Below are 21,172 nucleotides of genomic sequence, written 5' to 3'. Positions count from 1 at the left end.
GATCACGACAATTGAAGTTGGAAACTAGGTAATTGTAGTTGGAAACTGCAAATCTAGTTGGAAACTCTCAAATGAAAAGCGAGCTCTATGAAGCTCGCTTTTTTGTTCTTAAAATACGTGTGACTCGTTTTCAATTTAGTTATAGCTGTTCAAGAAACTAGTAAACAATCTCCATTATCTTATCTCTAACCCATTTATTTAATTGGTCTTTGTCGGACCTCTGATGCCATGCAATAACCACATCAAAACTTGGCAGGTTGATATCGCATTTAACCTTGTGAAGATTCGAGTGATTCAATAACTTAGACGGTAAAAAAGCAAGTAAATCAGTAGAAGCGACACAATCAGCAGTTGAGGAGAAAAACGGCAGGGTCATAACAATATTTCTTTTGTAGCCTCGTTCTTCGAAATAGTCATCAGCTGAGCCAACTAAATTTGCCCTTTTGGGCGACACAATAAGTTGAGGATGCTTTGCAACATCTTCAATTGACCATATTTCATTTGCTCTTGGATGCTTCTTATTCACAACACACTTATGGTTCTCTGTAAATAAAGTCGCCATTGGATATTTTTGGGGGAGAAAGCGTGGGAAAGAAATAACAAGATCTATATCACCTCGATCCATTAAGTTACTTAAATTATCTATTTCTATGTCTTGTACAATAACTTTTAGATTTGGTGCCTGGCTTCTAATTGAAGCTAAAAATTTAGGTAATACAACTGCCTGGGCATAGTCGGTTGCACAAATTCGGAAAATACTCTTTACCGTCGTAGGATTAAATTCTTTGGGTTCTACTAGCTTCTCGATACTGTTGATTATTCTCCCTACTTCAGGCGCTAATGATTCAGCAAAGGGAGTTGCTATCAGACCGTTACTCTTTCTGATGAATAGTTGGTCGCCAAATGTGTTTCTGAGCTTCCGTAGATGTTCGCTAACCGCTTGCTGACTGATCCCCAATATATGGGCGACTTTAGAGACATTACTTTCTCTCAAGAGTAAGTGTAATACTTTGAGTTGCTTTATATCTAAATCATTCATACCAATTATAATTGTATCTTTTACATGTTTATGTTGTTTCTAATTGTATCACTAGGGTTTTAATATCTGTACATCTTTGAACAGTTATTCGATCGTTACTTAAATCGATATAAAAGGAACTCATATGTTATTGCAATCATTTGATCCTAGTAATGGAAACCTCTTGGGGGAGTTAGAAGTTTCGTCTCCAAACGTTATTGAAGACTCTATCACTTTAGCAAAAACTGCTTACGCAAGTTGGCGTTCACTTCCTATTGAAGAACGAGCGAAAATAGTAAGCAAAGCCTTCAAATCATTAGTACCGCACCAAGAAAAGTTAGCACAACTGTTATGCCAAGAAATGGGCAAAAAATATGACAGAGGTATTAGTGAAGTCAGGGGCAGTCTTTTTGCTGGGTCGCATTATGCGACAGAGGCAAAAAATGCGCTGACAACCGATAAGCCTCGAAACATTGAGTATCGTTCGTTAGGTGTATGCGCAGTCATTTCCCCTTGGAATTATCCTATGGCAATGGCCGTCAACTTAATTGTCCCAGCGCTGATAGCGGGAAATACTGTGGTTTTTAAACCATCGGAAGAAACACCTTTAGTTGCCCAGATGATGGTTACTCTGTTGAATGAAAGCCTTCCCAACGGCGTGTTAAATATAGTACACGGAGATGGAATAGTAGGAAGGTACTTAGTAGAAAGTGACGGTATTAATTTAATCGCTTTTACAGGTTCTTTAGCGGTAGGTAAAGACATCATGAAAAGATCAGCAAAGAATCTAAAACGCTTAATTATGGAGCTTGGTGGTAACGATCCGATGATTGTTTTAGATGATGCGAATATAGACGCCGCCGCACATTTTGCGGTTGCTAGTAGTTTCGAAAACTCTGGGCAAATGTGTACTTCAACAGAGAGAGTCTACGTACTTTCAGGTGTTGCAGATAAATTCATTAAGAAAGTAACAGAGGTTGCAGCTGCGTACAACGTTGGACCTTGGAATGAATCAGAATCTCAACTAGGCCCAATTATTAATCAAAAGCAATTATTCAAAATAAAGGCTCAAATTGATGATGCACTTAGCAAAGGTGCGAAGCTACGTGTTGGTGGCGGTATTATAGAAAACAGATACTTCCAGCCAACGGTTATCACTGATATTCGTCCGGATATGGCATTAGAGAAGGACGAAACTTTCGGACCTGTGGTAGCCATATCTATTGTCGAAAATAAAGAAGAAGCAATTACACGAGCCAATAACTCTCCATACGGACTAGGTGCGTCGATTTTTGGGCAACAAGACGTGAGAGAAGTCGTCTCAGAAATTGACTCGGGAATGATTGGTATTAATAAGGGACCTGGCGGTAGTGGTGATAGTCCGTGGGTCGGCGCGAAACAAAGTGGTTATGGATTTCATGGCAGTAAAGATGGTCATCGCCAATTTGCGCAAGTGACGGTGGTGGAGTAAGACATGAATATAGAGAGCTTTTATGTTGTAGAAAACGAAGCCGGTGCTGAGAGTAATAATATCCCTTTGTGGGCGAATAAAATAAATAATCCAGCAAGCTTGGCTGAAAAGCACCCAGTTAAACCTGAACTAAAGAAAATAGATGATGTGCCGGGGGCTTTCCAGCTGTTAAACATTTTAACTCAAGAAGAGTGCAAATCACTTATTAACATTGCTGAGACACTTAGCTTCAATAAAGATGCAGCTGTCTCATTGCCAAGACATATACGTCATAACGATAGTTTAACTTGGGTTGTCGATGAAGAAACTAACGCAACTATTTGGGATAGAAGCAAGCAATTATTAGCTGGCGGTATTGAAGATATTTCAAACATGGTGCCAGTGGGGATTAACGCTAGGTTTAGATTTTATAAATATCAAGAAGGTGACTTCTTTAAGCCGCATATCGATGGTTCATGGCCTGGAAGCCGAATAATAAACGGAAAAAATGAACATGACTCATATGGTGATAGATGGAGCCAAATGACATTTCTTATACTCTTGTCTGACGATTTCGAAGGTGGCGAGACTCAATTTTGGGTTAACAAAAATGATCCAACTAAACCTGCTAATAGGCCTGAAAATGCAAAGTTAGTCAATGTAAGAACACCTGCTGGAAGCGTCTTATGTTTCCCACATGGCAGCCATCCACTCCATTGTTTGCACAGCTCGGAAACAGTCACGAACGGCGTGAAATACATAATCCGAACCGATTTATTATTTCCATTAAATTGATCATAGGAACTTCCTCTAGTTATTAATCCAAATGTAATTAGAGGGAGGCAGTTGCTTAGAGATTTTGTAAAGAGTGAGCATGAATAATTTTGGCAATTGTTTTAACAAAGTGCAATTGCTTGAGAGGCGCAGCCACTGTAGCTCTGCAACTTTTCAATACATCAGAATCACTAAAAAAGTCACCTGGTATCCTTTTGGGAACTAATTGAAGTAGCCAAATTGGCTTGTAATAATTTTAAAAAAAGGTGAGGTCCACCAGTAAGGGGCAGCTTTGCAAAATCACGTAATTCATATCCTGCGAAAATGGGAACCACACAAAGACAGTGCACAATGGGTGCTCGGCGTTATCTATAAAACAGAAGGTTCTTGTTATAGAAAAGCAGGCGCTATGGTTATGTTTAATAGCTTAGGTCAGCAACTAGGACTGTTAAGTGGTGGTTGTCTTGAATCAGATATAAAGCTCAATAGCCAAAAGGTAATGCAAGAGTCAAAACCTCGATGCTTAACCTATGATGATAGTGATGAAGATGATATTTCATTTAAATTAGGCGTAGGTTGTGGCGGCGTTGTTCATTTAGTTTTACTACCAGTGACCAAAAGTAACAATTATCTACTTTTGGACCAATTATTAAGCGCTCTAGAAGCTGGAAAGAGTTGTACGTGGCAACAAGAAATTGCAGAACAACTTAATACGTATACAAACCTGTCAACTCACCAACATGCTGAACAGCCCAACTCAAAAGCTTCGCTTGAATATAACAATGATAAAGTAACGCTTAACGTACCTATTACCGCTCCTCCGCACCTTTTGGTTGTTGGCGGTGGCTTAGATGCATTTCATGTCACCAGGCTAGCATCTCAAACAGGCTGGCAGGTTTCTATCTGGGATCCACGACCTGCTCAAGCAAGGCGAAGCGACTTCCCATTTGTGGATGAAGTGATATCAGAAAAGTCGCCTGAATACCTAGCGCTCTTTATTACCAAGCACAATGTTGATGCTGTGATCTTTATGTCACACAGCAAAACAATAGACGCAAAGGCGTTAAGTTACGTCTATTCAACGCCTGTTAGGTATATAGGCATGCTTGGTCCTAAGCACAGGAAAGAAGAAGTTTTAGCAAGCGCCAAGGTTGAGATAAATGAACAATCGAAAAGGATTGCAGGACCTGTTGGGCTAGATATAGGTGGAGATTTGCCTGAGCAGATAGCGCTGTCTGTTCTCGCAGAATGTCATGCAGCACTTTTTAAAAGAACTGCAAAATCAATTAGTAATGTACTAACAATGAGCGAGGACTAAGTCCATGATTGAATTTAATTTAAACGGAAAAACAGTACGTACAGATGTCCCTGACGATACACCACTACTATGGGTTATAAGAGATGAGTTTGGTCTCAAGGGCACAAAATTTGGTTGTGGTATCGCAATGTGTGGAGCTTGCACTGTCCATTTGGATGGCGCCGCTGTAAGGTCTTGCTCTATGCCGATCTCTATGGCTCAAGGCAAAAAGGTAAGCACCATTGAAGGTTTCGAAGGTAAGCACCCTTTGCAAGAAGCCTGGATTGAAGAACAAGTACCTCAGTGTGGGTATTGTCAGTCAGGTCAAATCATGCAGGCTGCCACGTTATTAGAGCAAAATGGCTCTCCAACAGATGAAGAAATTTCTGCGCATATGAGTGCAAATATTTGTCGCTGTATGGCTTATCCTCGCATAAAAAAGGCCATCAAAAGTGCCGCAGAAAAAAGCAATTCAGCCGTCAACGTATATGATCTAGCAAGTTCAGTGGAGGGCTAACAATGAATTTACTCAATAACTTTTCAAAGAACAAAACAGAAGACTCATTACAGCTATCGAGACGAAAATTCTTAATAAGTGCGGTAAATTCAGCTTTGGTTATGGCATTTGCACCATTGACAATGTCTTTGACTGCAAGTGCTTCAGAGATCATCAAACAAAACGGTTTTTCACCAAGTATTTGGTTTGAAATTAGTACTCTAGGTGAGATTACCGTTCATGTTGCACGATGTGAAATGGGACAGCATGTTGGTACTGCGTTAGCGCAAATTGTTGCAGAAGAGCTTGGCGCAAATTGGGATGATATACGTGTAGAGCATGCTAGTTCAGATCCTAAGTGGGGCTTTGTCATGACTGGTGGATCATGGTCAGTTTTTCAAATGTACAAGCCACTATCGCAAGCTGGGGCTGCGGGAAGAATAACTTTGATAGAAGCTGGCGCAAAACTGCTTGGCGTTGCTCCTAAGAGCTGTGATGTAAAAGACAGTAAGGTCATTTCGGGTTCTAAATCGGTCACCTTTGCTGAGATTATCAAGCAAGGTAAATTTGACAGAACTTTTACACCAGAAGAGATGAACAAATTACCTATCAAGTCACCTGATAAAAGACACACGATTGGTTTCGACCGATTAGCGCTAGATGTTCCGCCAAAAACAAATGGCAAAGCTGTCTATGGGATTGATGTCGAGTTAGAGGGCATGGTTTATACTCGCCCAGTCATTCCGCCAACCCGCTATGGAAGTAAAGTACTAGGTGTAGATGATTCAAATGCCAAAAAGATAAAAGGTTATTTAGGCTATGAAATACTAAAGGATCAATCTAATTGGATAGAAGGTTGGGTAAGTGTAATTGCTGAATCATATCACAGTGCCATAAAAGCAGCAGACGCAATAAAGGTAAGCTACAAGTCAGGTGATACAACTAATGTTAGTGAACAAGACATCATTGACGAAGGAAGGAAGCTGGTCAACACAAAATCTGCTGGCGTGTTGTTTGTTAACGATGGCGATATGGATAAAGCATTTGATTCAGCAGCCAGCACATTGGACGCGACTTACATTACCCACACCGCGATGCACTTCCAGATGGAACCATTAAATGCACTAGCTGAGTTCAAAGATGGTGTTTGGCACATTCACTGTGGTAACCAGTCTCATTCATTAACTTTACCAGCTGTAGCTAAAGCGTTAGGGGTTAGTGATGATAGTGTAATTGTTCATCAGTATTATCTAGGTGGCGGTTTTGGCCGTAGAGCATACGGCGATTACGCTATTCCAGCAGCTCTTACTGCAAAGCAATATGGAAAACCCGTAAAACTGATTTTTACTCGCCCAGATGATGCTAAATTCGATCAGGCTCGCTCTGCCTCGGTCCAAAAAGTGTCTGCGGCTATCAATGATAAAAATGAACTCGTCGGTTACGAGCATAATATTTCAGCCGGTTGGCCAACGCTATCAATGGCACCTGGCTTTATGCCCAAAGGAATCGACAATACCGGTAATTTCGATCCCTTCTCAACCTCAGGTTCCGATCATTGGTACACGATTGCAAATAATAGAGTTAGAACGATAAACAACCCGCTTGCTCAAAAGACATTTACGCCTGGTTGGCTTCGCTCTGTAGGGCCAGGATGGATAAGTTTTGGGGCGGAATCATTCATTGATGAAGTTGCACATGAATTAAAAAAAGACCCTGTTGAAATGCGTTTAGCCATGTTAGATGGCAAAGGCAAGAATAGGGGGCATCACCCGCAAAGTGTTCATGGTGCCAAGCGATTAAAATTTGTGTTGGAGAATTGTAAAAAAGCCGCGAATTGGGGGCAAAAACTACCTAAAAACGAAGGCTTAGGGATTGCTACGAGCTTTGGTCAAGAAAGAGAAATGCCCACTTGGATAGCTTGTGCTGCACATGTTGCAGTTAATCCAACTAGCGGTGAAATTACGATTAAAAAGATTTTCATGACGATTGATTGCGGTACTGTCGTGCACCCTGATAGCGCGTTAGCCCAAATTGAAGGTTCTATTTTATGGGGGGTCAGTTTAGCGCTTCACGAGGGTACTGAAGTGAGTAACGGAAATTATATAGCGACAAACTTTCATAATTACACGCCATTGCGCATGAATAACATGCCTGAAATGGAAATTAATTTTGTAGAGAGCAAAGAATTTCCGGTCGGGTTAGGCGAGCCAGGGGTGATTGCGGTTGCCCCTGCGATTGCAAACGCGGTTTTTCATGCAACGGGTATCCGCCTGCGAGAATTGCCAATGAAGCCTGAACATATTCGTCAGCAATCGAAGCAAGCATAGAGGTAAAGATTATGAATAAGTTAATAAAATTATGTTTAATGGCTACTTGGCTATCTTCATTCATATCACTAGCATCATCGGCTAATGAATCGCTTGATAGATTTAAGAAAAACCCGTCGGCAGAAAATGCTTTTTCTTACATATTTGAAGTTGCTAAGCACCCACGTTGCGCGAACTGTCATGGCGTAGTTGAGAATGGAATACACAAACCAACCGTTGGAGAATTTAGAATAAACCATCCGATGAATATAACAGCGGCTAATAATTTGGTGTTAACCGTTAAAGATCATCATTTTGTTGAGGTGCCTAATGCTGCAATGAATTGTCGCAGCTGTCATCAGGATGATAATCAAAAAGAGCCTGGAATGCCGCCGGGTGCAGCTAATGACAAGATGCCAGGTTTTGTCTGGCATATGCCACCAGCAACAATGGCTGTGCCCAGAGATATCACAGCAAAAGCGCTGTGCGAGCAATGGTTAGACCCTGCTCGAAACTCCCATTTAGTGTTTCGTGGTGGTAGAGATGATTTAAAAACTTTTAGAGCTGAGTTTTTGGACCATCACGCAAAAGTGGATCCGCTCATTTTATGGGCATGGGATCCGGGTTTAGGAAGAGAACCAGCGCCAGGTACAAATAAAGACTTCTTGAAAGCATTAGATATTTGGATATCCGCAAAAGCACCGTGCCCAATTTGATTTATAAGGTGATTGTATCGAGTATGAGGCTTGTGTTTGCTTCATCGTAAATTTTAAAGGCTATAAAATTGATAATGAGAAAGGCGGCAGTCTTTCTCATTACCCTAAAAAAATAACTTTACATATTTAAGTAGTAGTGAAGGATTTATACTTTGGAGTATGAGCTTATGAATGAGCACGGTGATTTTCATATAACATTTTCAAATGATGTGTTTTATATAAAGATACTTGGACCTTGGAATTTAGAAACGTTTGAGCACTATAATCGTGATTTCAATGAACATTTGAACGCTAATATATGCTCATCGTATTCCGTATTTGCTACGCTAGAAGGTGACAGCTTAATGATCCCAGAAGTATCTGAAATTTTTAAAATGACAGTGGCACAACGCATAGCGAAAGGGCTTGAAAACGTCGCTTTCTGTTTAACAAAATCCGCTTGTCCAAACCTATTTAAGCATCAAATACACGAGGTTTATAAAGGTTTAAACCTAAGCTTTAAGTGTTTTAACGATATTGAGCAAGCTAAATCGTGGCTAAATGAGCATCAGATAACTCTAGAAGATAGATTAATTGCTCGTCTACTGTGAATTTATTTGTAGGTCATTAGATTCAGACCAAACTCTTAATTCTTCCAATATATGTAATGCTGACTTCCCAAAATGAGTTAATTCATACGTCACCGCTATTGGTCTATCGCTAATAACTTTCCGTATTACCATGCCTTCGTCTTCTAACTCTTTTAAGCGTTGATCAACCATTTTCTTTGTTGCACCGCCTAACATCCGCGCTAGATCGTTAAACCTTACAGGCTCATCTTTTAAATGATAAATAATAGAGCCTTTCCACTTTCCACCAATCAAGCGCATGCCTTTTTCAATCGCACAAGGCTCTAAACAAGCGTCGTAAACTTTTTTTCTTCCTTTACTATCTGTTTTTATTGAACTTTTCATTTTAACTCACTTATTTATTGTAGGTTACTAAAAGTATACTAATTGATTATGGATAAAAGGTACCTAAAATATACCACATGAGATTGAGATAGAGAATGTTCTTTCTTAAATAAATTCTACTTATGTAATTTAGGAGCAACTTAATGAGCACTAACGATTCAAAGAATGTACTTATCATTAATGCACATCAGTATTACCCGTTTTCTGAGGGCAAGCTAAATGCAGCCCTTATTGATAAAGCGATCACCTTGCTTGAGGGTAAAGGATATAGCACTCGCGTAGTAACAATGAGTGAAGAATACGATGTAGAAGAGCAATTAGCGCATCATCAATGGGCGGATATTGTCTTTTTACAATCACCAAGTAACTGGATGGGAGTTCCTTGGTCATTTAAAAAGTATATGGATGAAGTGTATACCGCAGGAATGGGGGGGGCTTTGTGTGTTGGTGATGGCCGCACAGAAGAAGCACCAAAGAAAAACTATGGTATGGGCGGCACTTTAACCAATACCAAATACATGATGTCTCTTACCTTTAACGCGCCAGAAGAAGCATTTAACGATGAAAGTGAATTCTTTGATGGTAAATCAATCGACGATTTAATGTTCCCTATGCATATGAACTTTAAATTCTTTGGTATGAAGCCAATGGAAACCTTTGCATGTTTTGATGTGATGAAAAATGCAGATGTTGAAAATGACTTCAAACGCTTTGAAGCACACTTAAACAAGCATTTTTAATCGAGGTGATGTATGAAAACTGATTACACCAAAAAGCTACACGCGGGTGCAAAATTCCCCGAAATGGATGTGACACTTTTAAATGGAGAAGTGAAAAGGCTAGCAACACCAGACAATGGCATGGACTGGAAGATGGTTGTGGTTTATCGCGGCCGTCATTGCCCGCTATGCACTAGATACTTAAATCATTTGCAAGACATGACTTCAGCCTTAAGGGAAATCGGTGTCGATTTAATCGCAGTTTCGGGAGATAGCAAGGAGCAGTTAGAAAGTCATTTAGAACAACTCAACGTAAGCTTTCCGCTGGCATACGGGTTAACAGTAGAGCAAATGGAAGAATTGGGTGTGTACATTTCAGATCCTAGATCACCTCAAGAAACGGATCATCCTTTTGCAGAACCAGGTTTATTTGTGATCAATGAACAGGGCACTGTACAGGTGGCAGATCTATCAAATAATCCATTTGTTAGACCTGAATTAGGTGCATTAGTAAATGGCTTAGCTTGGATAAGAAACCCAGACAATAACTACCCTATACGTGGTATGCACCGCTAAATTAAATGAGACCATCAGGAGTTGATATGAAGATGACCCAATTCATTTGGACTTTTTTGACGTTAGTAGCAGTAGTGCTAAGTACCCAAGTAAGCAATGCACAAGAGTTTAGCAGTGCTCATGTTACTTCTCCTCACCATTACCAAGTGTTACTGGAAAATGACAAGGTGCTTGTACTTAAAATGACTTTAGCTCCAGGCGAAAGTGATAACTGGCACAAACACAATGCTGAAACAGTGTATTTTCAATCAGGTGGTAAGGCAACTATTACGACCGCTGAGGGAGCAAATACACTTGAAATTCCTGATGGTTTCACTATGTGGCACGACGCTTGGGAACATCAAGTTTCTAACGTCGGCACCACGACTATCGTCGCCATTATTGTGGAGGCTAAATAATATGTCAGAGGCTTTACGAATAGATGTTATCTCCGACGTAGTATGCCCTTGGTGCGTCATTGGCTATGGTCGCTTGAAGCATGCGCTTAACAAATTTGATAACCAAATTGTAGTTGATATTCATTGGCACCTATTTGAATTGAATCCAAATATGGCTATTGAGGGTGAGAATCTACGAAGCCACTTGGCTGCTAAATATGGCACGACGTTAGAAGGCAGCATTAAGGCTCGAGCCATGCTGACAGAAGAAGGGAAAAAAGTCGGTTTTTCATTTAATTATTTTGATGAGATGAAAATGCTAAATACGCACGACTGTCACCAACTTATTCTTTGGGCTAGTAGTACAGAGCGCCAAACGGCGTTGGTTGAAGCGCTATTCGAACAATACTTTACAGCACAGGGCGAATTTGATCATACAGCACTTATATCTATTGCTGAAAAGGTTGGGTTAGATAAAACAGAAGCCAAGCGAATATTAGAGCAACAGGCGTTTTCTGAAGAGGTTAAAGAGATCGAGAGCCAATGGCATCAACAAGGTATCCATGGAGTGCCTCTTTTTATTTTTAACGGGGAACGTGCCTTATCTGGTGCGCAAGACGTCGCAACCTTCGAACGTGCAATACAACAATATTTAAATTAGAGAGTATAACTATGTTTACTTATTACGAGCCTGATACGGCACCTGAAGAATCAAAAACATTAATGGAGCAATCGCTAGCGGGCTTTGGGATGATTCCAAACCTTCATAAAATATTGGCTGAAGCTCCAGCAACCTATAAGGCTTACAACGAAACATTTACGGCATTTATGAAAAACACAACGTTCAGTCCGCTTGAACAGCAAGTTGTGTTTATGACGTCAAACTTCGAGAATAATTGCCACTACTGTGTTCCAGGTCATACGTGGATGATGAAATCAGCCAAAATGCCTGACGATGTTATTGAAGCACTACGAAATGGCACAAAACTGCCAGATGTAAAGCTTCAAGCACTGCATGATTTCACTAAAGCGTTATTAGATAACAGAGGCCATATAGGCGATGACAAATTAGCTGAGTTTCTTAATGCTGGATATACAAAGCGCCAAGCCTTAGAGGTACTAACAGGGTTAGCCGCCAAACTGATTTCTAACTTCACCAATGCATTAACGCATACGGAAGTTGATGATGCGATGAAACCTTTCGCTTGGGAAAAGCCGGAGAAGTAACATGGCATTAGAAAACCATCCAATGTGGCGTCTTCCAAGGCACCATTTAGATACGGAAGATGCGCACGATCATGTGCACTGGGTTGAGTTGTTTTACGACTTAATTCACGTTGTGATTATCTTTTTATTGGGAAACTACTTGAGCGATCATTTATCTTTCAGTGGCTTTCTAGTATTTGCTGGCTTATTTATTGCCGTTTGGTTTGCGTGGGCAGACTCTAGTGTTTTTAACTCACTCTATGTCAGTACTGATATAAAACACAGAATGATTATGTGTAGTCAAATCGTGACTGCCATGGTCATGGCAGCTTCAATTCCGCATGTTCATGATAAAGGGTGGATGTTCTTCGCCATAGCATTTGCCATCAATAGGTTAATAATCGCGTATCTCTATCATAGGACGAACCGACTAGGTGTCGAAGAGTCAAAGCTTGCAACACATGTCAGTAGAAACTTTTTAGTGCTCTCAGTGTTATTTGCCGCAAGTGCATTTCTGTCAGCGCCATACAGTTATTTATTGTTTGGACTAGGCATATTTTCAATACAGATGCTGTATATGATGCCCAAAGTAGGCGTACTTGAAAATCAACGATTTTTACCTCGCCTAGGGCATATGTCAGAGCGTTTTGCATTGTTACTACTCATTGTGTCTGGTGAAGGGTTCTTTAAGCTTGTTATCACCTTATCTGAAAAAGGTATCTACAAAGCAAGTCCTAGTGTCATTGTGAACTTCATATTTGGTGGCATTGCTATCTTTGTTCTTTGCTGGATCTATTTTGATTTTGTCGGCAATGGCAAACCTAAAGACAATAAGAAGTGGACGCTAGTCAGTTGGTGGTTGGCTCACTTAGTACTGATGATGTCAGCGGTAATGATTGGTGTCGCGTTAGCGGGTGAGGTTAAAGTTGGTTTTTTGGAGCCCTATCCTCTGAAGTATGGCGCTATCGGTTGTACGGGGTTAGCAATATATTTACTTTCGCTTCTGTGGATTCAGTTCAATATTGAAAAGCGCGTTGCTCATCGCTTTGCGACGGTAAAAATAAGAGTATTTGGTGTGGTACTGGCATTAGTGACATTACCAATATTGCCTCATGTTCCAGCAATCATTGGTAATTTACTGTGGGGAACGGCGTTAATTTCTCAAATTGCTTTACCGGTGACAAAGGCGTATTTCACTTTGTCAGAAGAAGAGCAAGCCAAAACATCTTAGCATTTGTAGCACCGTTCGTTCTCCTCTTTTAGAGCAGTGATTTTTTATGAATATAGCAAGCAATGGCGATTTTATTATGTTGAAACGTAAAGTTTTTGAGCTATTAGAAAGCGGGTTTGAAGGTTCAATTTACAACAAATTACTAAGTGGTTTTATTGTCATTCTCATCATCGCTAATGTTATTGCCGTCATTGTTGAGTCATATGCGCCCATTGGTCAAAAGTATCATGACGAATTTCATTTGTTTAACCTCATATCTGTAGCTATTTTCACATTAGAATATATAGCTCGGATATGGGTTAGCACGGAAGCTCCGGAAGCTGATGCATCGAAACCACTTCGAACAAGAGTTAAGTATATTTTTTCCTCTGTTGCTCTAATCGATCTAATGGCTATAGCGCCATTTTTCCTTTCTTTTATTGTTGCGATAGATCTACGCTATCTCAGGATGCTGCGCATGCTTCGTTTGTTAAAGTTAACCCATTATTTTAAAGGGCTTAGGTTATTCATTAATGTATTGAAGCAAGAACTGCCAACAATTGGAGCTGCTATCTTCATTATGATTGTGTTGGTCACTCTGTCAGGGAGTGTTATGTATAGCCTTGAACATACGGCACAACCTGAAGTATTCGACAGCATTCCAAGTGCAATATGGTGGTCAGTAGTCACTATGACAACCGTGGGGTACGGTGACGTAACTCCGATTACGTTTTTGGGTAAATTTGTTGCCACGTTCATTATGTTACTCGGTGTAGGCGTAGTTGCTTTGCCTGCTGCTATGCTTGCTGCCAAATTTGGTGAAGAACTTAGTGATAGAAAAAAGCATTTGGAGGCCGAGGTTGCTAACGCACTTGAAGATGGTGTAGTGACCGTTTCAGAAAGGGCTGTTTTGGATAAACTAGCCGAAGAACTCAATATTTCTCAAGATAGCCTCGAGAAGCTGTTAAACAGCAGAGCGTTAACTCGCTATACCACAACTAGCTGTGAAGGGGGCTAATGTACATTGTGTTTCTGACTTTAATTGCTTGTTTTATGTGTTTTACCTGCTGCTAAAGTGGGTATGTTTCCAACTATAATTGCATAATCTCTTTTAGATATCCCATTATAAATCATGGGTATAGTTTCCAACTTTAATTGAAGTGATCATCATTTGTCGATCTGCAAATAAAATTGTGAACGATTCAATTAGAATTGTGAAAACAATTAAGATTGTGAATGATTATTGAAAAAAGCGAGCCAGATGGCTCGCTTTTTAGTTTCTATAGACATTCATTACTTTGCGTTTCTATATTAAAAAAATATTCATCCCTCTGAATAATCTCCATACTTCCTGAACATTTGCTCCTTAATCTAATACCAATTTGAATTGGTAACCGAATTTCGACGTATTTGAAATGAACAAATCAAGGTGACAGAGATGATAAACAAGGTGACTTTTCCCCTGAACTGTATTGCGCTTATCCTGGCAAGCCAAATTATTGGCTGTGGTAGCGATGGTGATAACGATAACAGTACCCCAACCGACAATACCCCACCAGTAATTACTCTCGTTGGTAACGAAAGTATCGAAGTTGTGTATAACGCCGTATTTGGTGACTTGGGTGCAGAAGCTCATGATGATACAGATGGTGCAATCATCGTATCAACACAAGGAGCCGTTGATACCACCATGCCTGGTACTTATGAGCTAACTTATACTGCAACAGATGCCAGTGGTAACTCGTCGCAAGCGACTAGAACAGTAGTGGTGCTAGAGGATACCTCGCAAAGCGCAATCATTACCACGCCACAAGCGCCGTTTTCATTATTCTATGACGGTGTATTGAAAGGGGCAGACTATTGGTCTGAAGAGCCACAAATTTTATCGGCGGGCATGGGCTTTGATGGCATTGTCGGAATTGATGCTCCAGAATTAACGTTTGATTCTGTTCTTGAAGCCGGTGGAGCTTGGTCATCAGACATTAATTGTGGAACGGGCGCTCAAAACTACACTTCAACTTCAACGCTCGATCAAATTGCTGGGGCTTATATTAATCAGACGCCTTATGGGGAACTAAAAGACGGCGCTATCGGTCTTGATGGTTTGCCAATTGTGTTTAGTTGGCCTATTGATACCAGTACGCTAAGCCTGACCGATTTTCAATTTACATTAAACACTGGTGACATTGTAAGGCCGTTGGCGATAGGCCCCTTACCCAACTTTGAAGACAATGAGCGAAATACACCGGTTGCTTTTGGCGAGTTTGGCAACAGATTAACAAGCGACCATCCTGATGCTCGTTTCCCGATAAAGCTTGAAATTGTTGAAGATGACACCCCATTGATGATGGTAGGCCCAGGTGGGCAAGTCGTCAGTGCCGTAGGACTTACCTGGGAAAACGATTCCAGTCCGTATGATGAGAATAACGGTCCTAGATTAGTCGGCGCGAAGTTAAATCACATCGAAGGACAAATGGATGGAGAAGGGATCAGTACGCTACTACCAATAATTCCAGCCAATGATGCCACAGTTTTATACGATGAAGGTGATTTCATGCTGAGAATGTTAACAACGGGTGGTTTTTCTCCAGATGGCGTAAGTGGTTTAAAACCGAACGATTTTGAACGTTTCTTTCGAATTCACGCAAATGGTGTGGACGGCAGCACGGTTATCATCGACAAAGTAGGGGAGGAATATGCTGTGCAGGGTGGCACGCTTAAAGTAGTTGGTTTGTCTGATCTAGGTCAGCCTGAAGGTGGCGAAGTTACATTTGATGCTTGTTACAGTGAAGATAGGGATAACTATATCGACATCATTTTGGTTGGCGATGAAGAAGCTGCAAGAAACATTACCATACTTGAAATCCCAAGTTTAGAAGAAGGTTATTCAGCCTTTTATAACCCAGGTGGTCCAGGTAGCACCCCTTTTGAAGGTGTAAGTTATACATCCCCAGGTCCACGGGATCTTGAACCAGTGATTATTGCCTTAGATGATCCAATGCGTGTGACTTACGTTCCAGAATCTGAGAATGTTGAAGCGCCCGATAACCTAAGGACTTTCTTATTTGAAGGTATAGAACGCGAATATTTGTTGAATGTATCTAGCAATTATACCGGCGATACAGCTGTACCTTTATTGTTTGATTTTCACGGAGGAAACGGCACAGCAGAGCAGCAATATAGTGATAGTCAGTTCAACCAGCTTGCTGAAACTGAGAACTTCATATTAATCACACCGCAAGCGATTAATGGCTGGAATGTGACTGGATTCCCGCTAGGTGGCGATGCCAATGACCTGGGCTTCATCGACGCCTTAATTGGCGAGCTATCAACAACGTATAACATCGATACCAATCGAATTTATGCGGCGGGCTTTTCATTAGGCGGCTTCTTTTCATTTGAGTTGGCTTGCCAATATAGCGACACATTCGCGGCAATCGCCCCAGTATCCGGTGTGATGACACCAAATATGGCTTCCGACTGCACACCAGAGCGTCCAATCCCAATACTGCAAACTCACGGCACGGCAGACGAGCAACTTCCTTATGCACAAGCTCAAACTGTCTTGCAGTGGTGGATTGACTTTAATCAAACGGATTTGGAACCTGTCATCACTGATTTAGAGGACACATTCCCTGAGAATGGCACCACGGTTCAGCGTTATGTGTACGACAATGGAACCAACGGTGTATCTGTTGAGCATTTAAGAATTGAAGGTGTCAGCATATATGGCCTGGGTCTGCGGGAGACAGCGATATTAATATAGCAGAAGAAATATGGTCTTTTTTTGAAAGCTATGATCTGAATGGAAAAATTAATGATTGAATAAAAAATCAAGTTGATGGTTCAAATTTGAACCATCAACTAAATTCATTATTAAATTGAGACTTGACTCCGTATAAGCAGATTATTTGAAACAGAAGTAATAGCTGACACGTTTTTGTCCAACTAAAATTTAGCAATAACCTTTATGCTGTGACTATTAAATAAGCTCATCTTAATCTGGATATCCACTCTTCAAATTCAGTAAATATCGGATAAGAGATAATTAAACTCGGATCACTGTACGCCTATGCACATTTTCCCCTTATCTATTCCTTATTAGAGAGCACCCCGTGAATTACGCTCTCTGCAACAAAATGAAAATACTGCAAAATCTCCATACTTCCTGAACATTTTCTCCTTAATCTTACAACTGTCCACTAAGGATATGCCCACAAAGGGCAATCAATATTATTTCGATTAGGAGAAACAAGATGAAAAAATTAACAGGTGCAATCGTTGCCTTAACATTCACAGTAGCAGCTGCAACTCACGCTTATGCAACCGGTTTTGGTGACAGAATTGCCAGCAAACTTGATTTAACGCCTGAGCAAACCGTTCAGTTCCAAGAAGTGCAATCTAAGCGCAAAGCTCACATGGAAGATGCGTTAAAAATTAGAGAACAAATCAAAGCACTTGCTAGTTCGGGTGATGTTGACGGTGCAGCGATTTTAGCAGGCCAACAAGCTGAGAAAAAAGTTCGTGCTATGTACGCATTAAAAACAGAGTTATCGACGTTTTTAACGGAAGATCAAATGGCGACATTAGCTGACATTCGTGAGCGTATGGCAGAGAAAAAACAAAGAATGAAACAGTTCATCAGCGAAAAACACAGCGGTGAATAAATGTATCCAGAGTCTAGTTAGTTTCGGTGTTTTCGACAACGTTGAGAGCTGCCGAAGCTAACTCTCTTTTACAACAATACAAATCAATTAAAAGCTAAAAACCGAGAGCCAGCAGCTAGACCCTAGTGTTAGTAGGTTTAACCTTAAATATTCAAGAGTCCGTATTATGAATATCAAATCAGCAGTAATAACTTTTTTAATGATGTTTGCTTGTTTCACATCTGCAAGCGAAACATTGCCTGTCGTCGGAGGCAAAATAAGCGATTCCAATACTGGGGAGACCTTGCCTTACGCTAAAATTCAAATTAAAGATACAAATCGCCTTGCCACTGCCAACCAAGATGGTTTATTCACCGTGTTAGATGTGCCAGTAGGTGCAACTCTTGTGATCACTAAAATGGGTTTTGAAAGCCATGAAGTGCTTGTCCAATCAGACACAGAGCGACTGACCATCGAGCTATTAAAAGCAGGCAGTAACAAGGACAATTCTATCGAAACGATAGTTGTATCTGGCGCTTCTTCACAAAAGCTTGAACAGTCAGGAACAAGCCAATATTCAATTACATCTGATATCACAAAGTCGTTACCTAACCTTGGCGAGCAAGACATATTCAGAACCATGCAGCTTTTACCGGGTGTATCTGGCTCTAACGAAAGTTCGTCAGGCCTTATGGTGCGTGGCGGTACTATTGACCAAAACTTGGTCTTATTTGATGACTATACCGTTTACCACGTTGATCACGTATTTGGTTTTTTTAGCGCATTTAATAGCAATGCCATTAAAGACGTGCAACTTTCTAAAGGTGGTTTTGGCGCAAAATACGGCGGTCGTATGTCGAGTGTTATCGATATTACGGGTAAAGATGGTAACACTGAACAATTTAACATAGGTGGCAGCGTCAGTTTATTAAGTTCAAATGTCATTGTTGAGACGCCTTTTGCTGACGGTGCTGGCACCTTTGTAATGACCGCACGTAAGTCTTACCAAAGTGATCTTTATGACGAAATTTTAGATTCAGTAACCGGACAAGAAAATAACCAAGCAACAAGCGCTATCCCTAGTCAGTTTGGTTTAGGTTCATTCCAAACGGAACCAGAGTCTTACTTTTACGATATGAACGCCAAGTTAACCTACCGAATGGATAATGGCGATAAGTTCTCACTTAGTTTTTACAGCGGTGCCGACGAGTTAGATAACTCTCGTGACATTTCAGGGCAATCCAACTTCTTAACAGATAGATGTTCTGGTGAAACTAGCGGCCCTTTTGCTGGTAGATTGTGTGACGGCTTCAATTTCGATATCGGCACGGTTGATTTAAGCGAATGGGGCAACACGGGCATGAGCGCTAAGCTGACTCATCAATGGAACGACAGACTCAATAGTAACTTTGTTTTATCTACGTCTGAGTATTTCAGCAACCGAGACCGTAAGATCAATAGCGACGTGACTTTTAATACTGATGACGATTCAGATGATTCAGACAGTTCTGACAATTCACAAAGCAACCAGTCGAGCAGTAACGAAGACAACCTATTAAATGATGTCACCATGAAAATAGAAAACGATTTTTTCTTAAACCAGACTCACAAATTAGGTTTTGGTTTACAACTGACCGAACAAAACATTGATTATTTCCTGATGCAAAATGAAGAAGTCATCATCAACACAAATAACGAAGCAACCACAACAACCCTTTATTTAGAAGACGAAATTGCGTTAGATACGCTAATAGTCACACCGGGCATTAGAGCAAGTCACTATAGCATCAACGATGAAGTTTATATCGAACCGCGACTGTCTATGATGTACGACTTAAATGACTCAACACAATTACGTGGTGCATTTGGTGATTACCATCAATTTGCTCTAAGTGTGGCGCGTCAAAGTCTCGAAGAAGGCCCAAGAAGTTTCTGGACGCTAGCAGACGGCGAAACCGTTCCTGTTAGTAAAGCTCGTCATTTCATTATAGGCGCAAGTCACGAAGGCAATGACTACACAGCTCACGTCGAGTTATTTCACAAACAATACGAAGGCTTATCAGAGTTCACTGAGCAGATCCGACCAATGCGTAATGAAGACGGACGTGGCGCAGTGCTTACCTTAGAGCAAGAGTTTCATACCGGTGACGGCACAGCCTCAGGTATTGAATTATTCTTGCAAAAATCATTTGGTGATTTCACTGGATGGGCAGGTTATACCTATAGCCAAGTTGAGTACGATTTCCCAACGGTATCAGATTCGCCATATTACGCCGACCAAGACACTCCACATGAGTTCAAAGTGGTATTGATGTACTCATTAGGTGACTGGGATTTATCATCAACCTTTGTTTTTGCAACAGGTCGTCCTTACACAGAAGTGTTAGGCGTTGCTGAGGATACAATACCTGCAACTTATGAAGTGGGTGAAAAGAACGGTGAGCGTTATGATGCCTATCATCGACTTGACCTATCAGCGACATACAGCTTTGAGTTGTTTGGTGGTGATGGCGAGTTGGGCTTGTCGATTTTCAACGCCTATAACCGTGAAAACCAATGGTACACAGAGTACGATATTATTGAAGGTGAGATTCTTGAAACAGAAGTAAATTTCCGTGGATTCACACCAAGTATCTTTGTAAGTTGGAACCTAAATTAATTAAATCGCTCATGATCAAATCGGACATGAGCGCTTTTTATACAAAACGAGCATTAGAAAAAGTAAACGTTCAATTGAAGTATATATAGCAGTTATCTCGACCGACTAGTGCATGGATGCACGTAGTTAGAGTGACTCTGGAGATAAAACCGAGGATGCCAAAGCCGAGTGGAGAGATCTTTAATCAAAATAAGATTCCTCGGCTCGCTAAAGCTCCCTCGGAATGACAAACTCTTTTACTTTTAACGCTTTGTATTGAACATTGCTAAATGCTATTAACCTTAAGGTGTGTTCATTAACAGATCTTTGGCTAAAAGGAAAAACACATGACTAAACGCCCATTAAATGTATTACTGGCTTGTTTTTTTAGCGTCTTTGCGATCACCGTTAACGCTAGTGGTATTTCAGACGGAATCGCAAAAGTTAAACAGCAAGTCGAACAGACAAAAACACGTTTAAATTTAACGGATAAACAGAAAGAGCAAGTAACACCCATTTTTGAAAATAGCATGTCAAAACGACAAGCTATTCTCAGTGACTATGGTATTGACCTAGACAGTTATGAGATAAAATCAGGTGAAAAGTTAGGATTTCGTAAAGCACGAAAACTGAAAAACGAAATGGAAGAACTGCGCGAGCAAACGTTAACCGAACTTGAAACTGTGCTTACTGATGAGCAGTTAGCGGAATACCAAGAGATCCAAGAAGAAATCGCCAGCAAAATTCGTAGCCGTATTCGGGCATCTAGGTAATATGCTCGCCCACTATA

General features: G+C 40.7%; 20 protein-coding genes. 18 read left to right on the top strand and 2 right to left on the bottom strand.

What is annotated here, in order from left to right:
- Positions 1 to 157 precede the first annotated feature (157 nt).
- On the bottom strand, positions 158 to 1,039 hold the full coding sequence (locus QQK02_RS04770) for a LysR family transcriptional regulator (RefSeq protein WP_284206818.1): 882 nt from the start codon (positions 1,037 to 1,039) through the stop codon (positions 158 to 160).
- Positions 1,040 to 1,163: 124 nt separating this feature from the next.
- Between QQK02_RS04770 and QQK02_RS04765 the strand changes: the two genes are divergently transcribed.
- From QQK02_RS04765 to QQK02_RS04735, 7 genes are all read left to right on the top strand, one after another.
- Positions 1,164 to 2,489: an aldehyde dehydrogenase family protein gene (locus tag QQK02_RS04765; RefSeq protein WP_284206817.1), complete on the top strand. Its 1,326-nt coding sequence runs from the start codon at positions 1,164 to 1,166 to the stop codon at positions 2,487 to 2,489.
- Positions 2,490 to 2,492: 3 nt separating this feature from the next.
- Positions 2,493 to 3,263, top strand: coding sequence for a prolyl hydroxylase family protein (locus QQK02_RS04760; protein WP_284206816.1), 771 nt, complete (start codon positions 2,493 to 2,495; stop codon positions 3,261 to 3,263).
- Positions 3,264 to 3,534: 271 nt separating this feature from the next.
- A complete protein-coding gene (locus tag QQK02_RS04755) occupies positions 3,535 to 4,560 on the top strand; it encodes an XdhC family protein (RefSeq protein WP_284206815.1) in 1,026 nt (341 codons plus the stop codon).
- Positions 4,561 to 4,564: 4 nt separating this feature from the next.
- A complete protein-coding gene (locus QQK02_RS04750; RefSeq protein ID WP_284206814.1) occupies positions 4,565 to 5,056 on the top strand; it encodes a (2Fe-2S)-binding protein in 492 nt (163 codons plus the stop codon).
- Positions 5,057 to 5,058: 2 nt separating this feature from the next.
- Positions 5,059 to 7,362: a xanthine dehydrogenase family protein molybdopterin-binding subunit gene (locus QQK02_RS04745; RefSeq protein ID WP_284206813.1), complete on the top strand. Its 2,304-nt coding sequence runs from the start codon at positions 5,059 to 5,061 to the stop codon at positions 7,360 to 7,362.
- An 11-nt stretch (positions 7,363 to 7,373) separates the two neighbouring features.
- Positions 7,374 to 8,057, top strand: a complete 684-nt coding sequence (locus tag QQK02_RS04740; RefSeq protein ID WP_284206812.1) for a hypothetical protein — start codon at positions 7,374 to 7,376, stop codon at positions 8,055 to 8,057.
- A 167-nt stretch (positions 8,058 to 8,224) separates the two neighbouring features.
- Positions 8,225 to 8,647 carry a hypothetical protein gene (locus tag QQK02_RS04735; protein ID WP_284206811.1) on the top strand — a complete coding sequence of 141 codons (423 nt, stop codon included), beginning with the start codon at positions 8,225 to 8,227 and terminating at the stop codon, positions 8,645 to 8,647.
- Here QQK02_RS04735 and QQK02_RS04730 read toward each other — a convergent pair.
- A complete protein-coding gene (locus QQK02_RS04730) occupies positions 8,639 to 9,010 on the bottom strand; it encodes a winged helix-turn-helix transcriptional regulator (RefSeq protein ID WP_284206810.1) in 372 nt (123 codons plus the stop codon). The genes QQK02_RS04735 and QQK02_RS04730 overlap by 9 nt on opposite strands.
- Before the next feature lie 143 nt (positions 9,011 to 9,153).
- Here QQK02_RS04730 and QQK02_RS04725 point away from each other — a divergent pair, with 143 nt between their 5' ends.
- The 11 genes from QQK02_RS04725 to QQK02_RS04675 all read left to right on the top strand — a co-directional run bounded on the left by QQK02_RS04725 (position 9,154) and on the right by QQK02_RS04675 (position 21,155).
- Complete coding sequence (locus QQK02_RS04725) at positions 9,154 to 9,750, top strand: NAD(P)H-dependent oxidoreductase (protein WP_284206809.1); 597 nt, start codon at positions 9,154 to 9,156, stop codon at positions 9,748 to 9,750.
- A gap of 12 nt (positions 9,751 to 9,762) precedes the next feature.
- Positions 9,763 to 10,305 carry a redoxin domain-containing protein gene (locus QQK02_RS04720; protein WP_284206808.1) on the top strand — a complete coding sequence of 181 codons (543 nt, stop codon included), beginning with the start codon at positions 9,763 to 9,765 and terminating at the stop codon, positions 10,303 to 10,305.
- 26 nt (positions 10,306 to 10,331) lie between these two features.
- Positions 10,332 to 10,703, top strand: a complete 372-nt coding sequence (locus QQK02_RS04715) for a cupin domain-containing protein (RefSeq protein WP_284206807.1) — start codon at positions 10,332 to 10,334, stop codon at positions 10,701 to 10,703.
- Between the two features lies 1 nt (position 10,704).
- Complete coding sequence (locus QQK02_RS04710) at positions 10,705 to 11,343, top strand: DsbA family oxidoreductase (RefSeq protein ID WP_284206806.1); 639 nt, start codon at positions 10,705 to 10,707, stop codon at positions 11,341 to 11,343.
- 11 nt (positions 11,344 to 11,354) lie between these two features.
- A complete protein-coding gene (locus QQK02_RS04705) occupies positions 11,355 to 11,909 on the top strand; it encodes a carboxymuconolactone decarboxylase family protein (protein ID WP_284206805.1) in 555 nt (184 codons plus the stop codon).
- Position 11,910: 1 nt separating this feature from the next.
- Positions 11,911 to 13,119 carry a low temperature requirement protein A gene (locus tag QQK02_RS04700; RefSeq protein ID WP_284206804.1) on the top strand — a complete coding sequence of 403 codons (1,209 nt, stop codon included), beginning with the start codon at positions 11,911 to 11,913 and terminating at the stop codon, positions 13,117 to 13,119.
- Between the two features lie 46 nt (positions 13,120 to 13,165).
- On the top strand, positions 13,166 to 14,116 hold the full coding sequence (locus QQK02_RS04695; RefSeq protein WP_284206803.1) for an ion transporter: 951 nt from the start codon (positions 13,166 to 13,168) through the stop codon (positions 14,114 to 14,116).
- Between the two features lie 420 nt (positions 14,117 to 14,536).
- Positions 14,537 to 16,864, top strand: a complete 2,328-nt coding sequence (locus QQK02_RS04690; RefSeq protein ID WP_284206802.1) for an immunoglobulin-like domain-containing protein — start codon at positions 14,537 to 14,539, stop codon at positions 16,862 to 16,864.
- A 490-nt stretch (positions 16,865 to 17,354) separates the two neighbouring features.
- The gene (locus tag QQK02_RS04685; protein WP_284206801.1) at positions 17,355 to 17,765 is read left to right on the top strand and encodes a Spy/CpxP family protein refolding chaperone; all 411 of its coding nucleotides are present in this window, start codon (positions 17,355 to 17,357) and stop codon (positions 17,763 to 17,765) included.
- Positions 17,766 to 17,931: 166 nt separating this feature from the next.
- Positions 17,932 to 20,403 carry a TonB-dependent receptor gene (locus tag QQK02_RS04680; protein ID WP_284206800.1) on the top strand — a complete coding sequence of 824 codons (2,472 nt, stop codon included), beginning with the start codon at positions 17,932 to 17,934 and terminating at the stop codon, positions 20,401 to 20,403.
- A gap of 326 nt (positions 20,404 to 20,729) precedes the next feature.
- Complete coding sequence (locus tag QQK02_RS04675; protein ID WP_284206799.1) at positions 20,730 to 21,155, top strand: Spy/CpxP family protein refolding chaperone; 426 nt, start codon at positions 20,730 to 20,732, stop codon at positions 21,153 to 21,155.
- Positions 21,156 to 21,172 lie beyond the last annotated feature (17 nt).

The organism is Thalassotalea eurytherma, from assembly GCF_030161415.1.
Lineage (GTDB): Bacteria > Pseudomonadota > Gammaproteobacteria > Enterobacterales > Alteromonadaceae > Thalassotalea_G > Thalassotalea_G eurytherma.
This window is presented reverse-complemented; position numbering and strand designations above follow the sequence as displayed.

Excerpts from the sequence above, each read along its gene's own strand:
- QQK02_RS04735 (WP_284206811.1), top strand. The coding sequence starts at position 8,225 with ATGAATGAGCACGGTGATTTTCATATAACATTTTCAAATGATGTGTTT.
- QQK02_RS04720 (WP_284206808.1), top strand. The coding sequence starts at position 9,763 with ATGAAAACTGATTACACCAAAAAGCTACACGCGGGTGCAAAATTCCCC.
- QQK02_RS04730 (WP_284206810.1), bottom strand. The coding sequence starts at position 9,010 with ATGAAAAGTTCAATAAAAACAGATAGTAAAGGAAGAAAAAAAGTTTAC.
- QQK02_RS04750 (WP_284206814.1), top strand. The coding sequence starts at position 4,565 with ATGATTGAATTTAATTTAAACGGAAAAACAGTACGTACAGATGTCCCT.
- QQK02_RS04680 (WP_284206800.1), top strand. The coding sequence starts at position 17,932 with ATGAATATCAAATCAGCAGTAATAACTTTTTTAATGATGTTTGCTTGT.
- QQK02_RS04675 (WP_284206799.1), top strand. The coding sequence starts at position 20,730 with ATGACTAAACGCCCATTAAATGTATTACTGGCTTGTTTTTTTAGCGTC.
- QQK02_RS04710 (WP_284206806.1), top strand. The coding sequence starts at position 10,705 with ATGTCAGAGGCTTTACGAATAGATGTTATCTCCGACGTAGTATGCCCT.
- QQK02_RS04760 (WP_284206816.1), top strand. The coding sequence starts at position 2,493 with ATGAATATAGAGAGCTTTTATGTTGTAGAAAACGAAGCCGGTGCTGAG.
- QQK02_RS04770 (WP_284206818.1), bottom strand. The coding sequence starts at position 1,039 with ATGAATGATTTAGATATAAAGCAACTCAAAGTATTACACTTACTCTTG.
- QQK02_RS04700 (WP_284206804.1), top strand. The coding sequence starts at position 11,911 with ATGGCATTAGAAAACCATCCAATGTGGCGTCTTCCAAGGCACCATTTA.
- QQK02_RS04715 (WP_284206807.1), top strand. The coding sequence starts at position 10,332 with ATGAAGATGACCCAATTCATTTGGACTTTTTTGACGTTAGTAGCAGTA.
- QQK02_RS04695 (WP_284206803.1), top strand. The coding sequence starts at position 13,166 with ATGAATATAGCAAGCAATGGCGATTTTATTATGTTGAAACGTAAAGTT.
- QQK02_RS04690 (WP_284206802.1), top strand. The coding sequence starts at position 14,537 with ATGATAAACAAGGTGACTTTTCCCCTGAACTGTATTGCGCTTATCCTG.
- QQK02_RS04765 (WP_284206817.1), top strand. The coding sequence starts at position 1,164 with ATGTTATTGCAATCATTTGATCCTAGTAATGGAAACCTCTTGGGGGAG.
- QQK02_RS04740 (WP_284206812.1), top strand. The coding sequence starts at position 7,374 with ATGAATAAGTTAATAAAATTATGTTTAATGGCTACTTGGCTATCTTCA.
- QQK02_RS04725 (WP_284206809.1), top strand. The coding sequence starts at position 9,154 with ATGAGCACTAACGATTCAAAGAATGTACTTATCATTAATGCACATCAG.
- QQK02_RS04685 (WP_284206801.1), top strand. The coding sequence starts at position 17,355 with ATGAAAAAATTAACAGGTGCAATCGTTGCCTTAACATTCACAGTAGCA.
- QQK02_RS04745 (WP_284206813.1), top strand. The coding sequence starts at position 5,059 with ATGAATTTACTCAATAACTTTTCAAAGAACAAAACAGAAGACTCATTA.
- QQK02_RS04705 (WP_284206805.1), top strand. The coding sequence starts at position 11,355 with ATGTTTACTTATTACGAGCCTGATACGGCACCTGAAGAATCAAAAACA.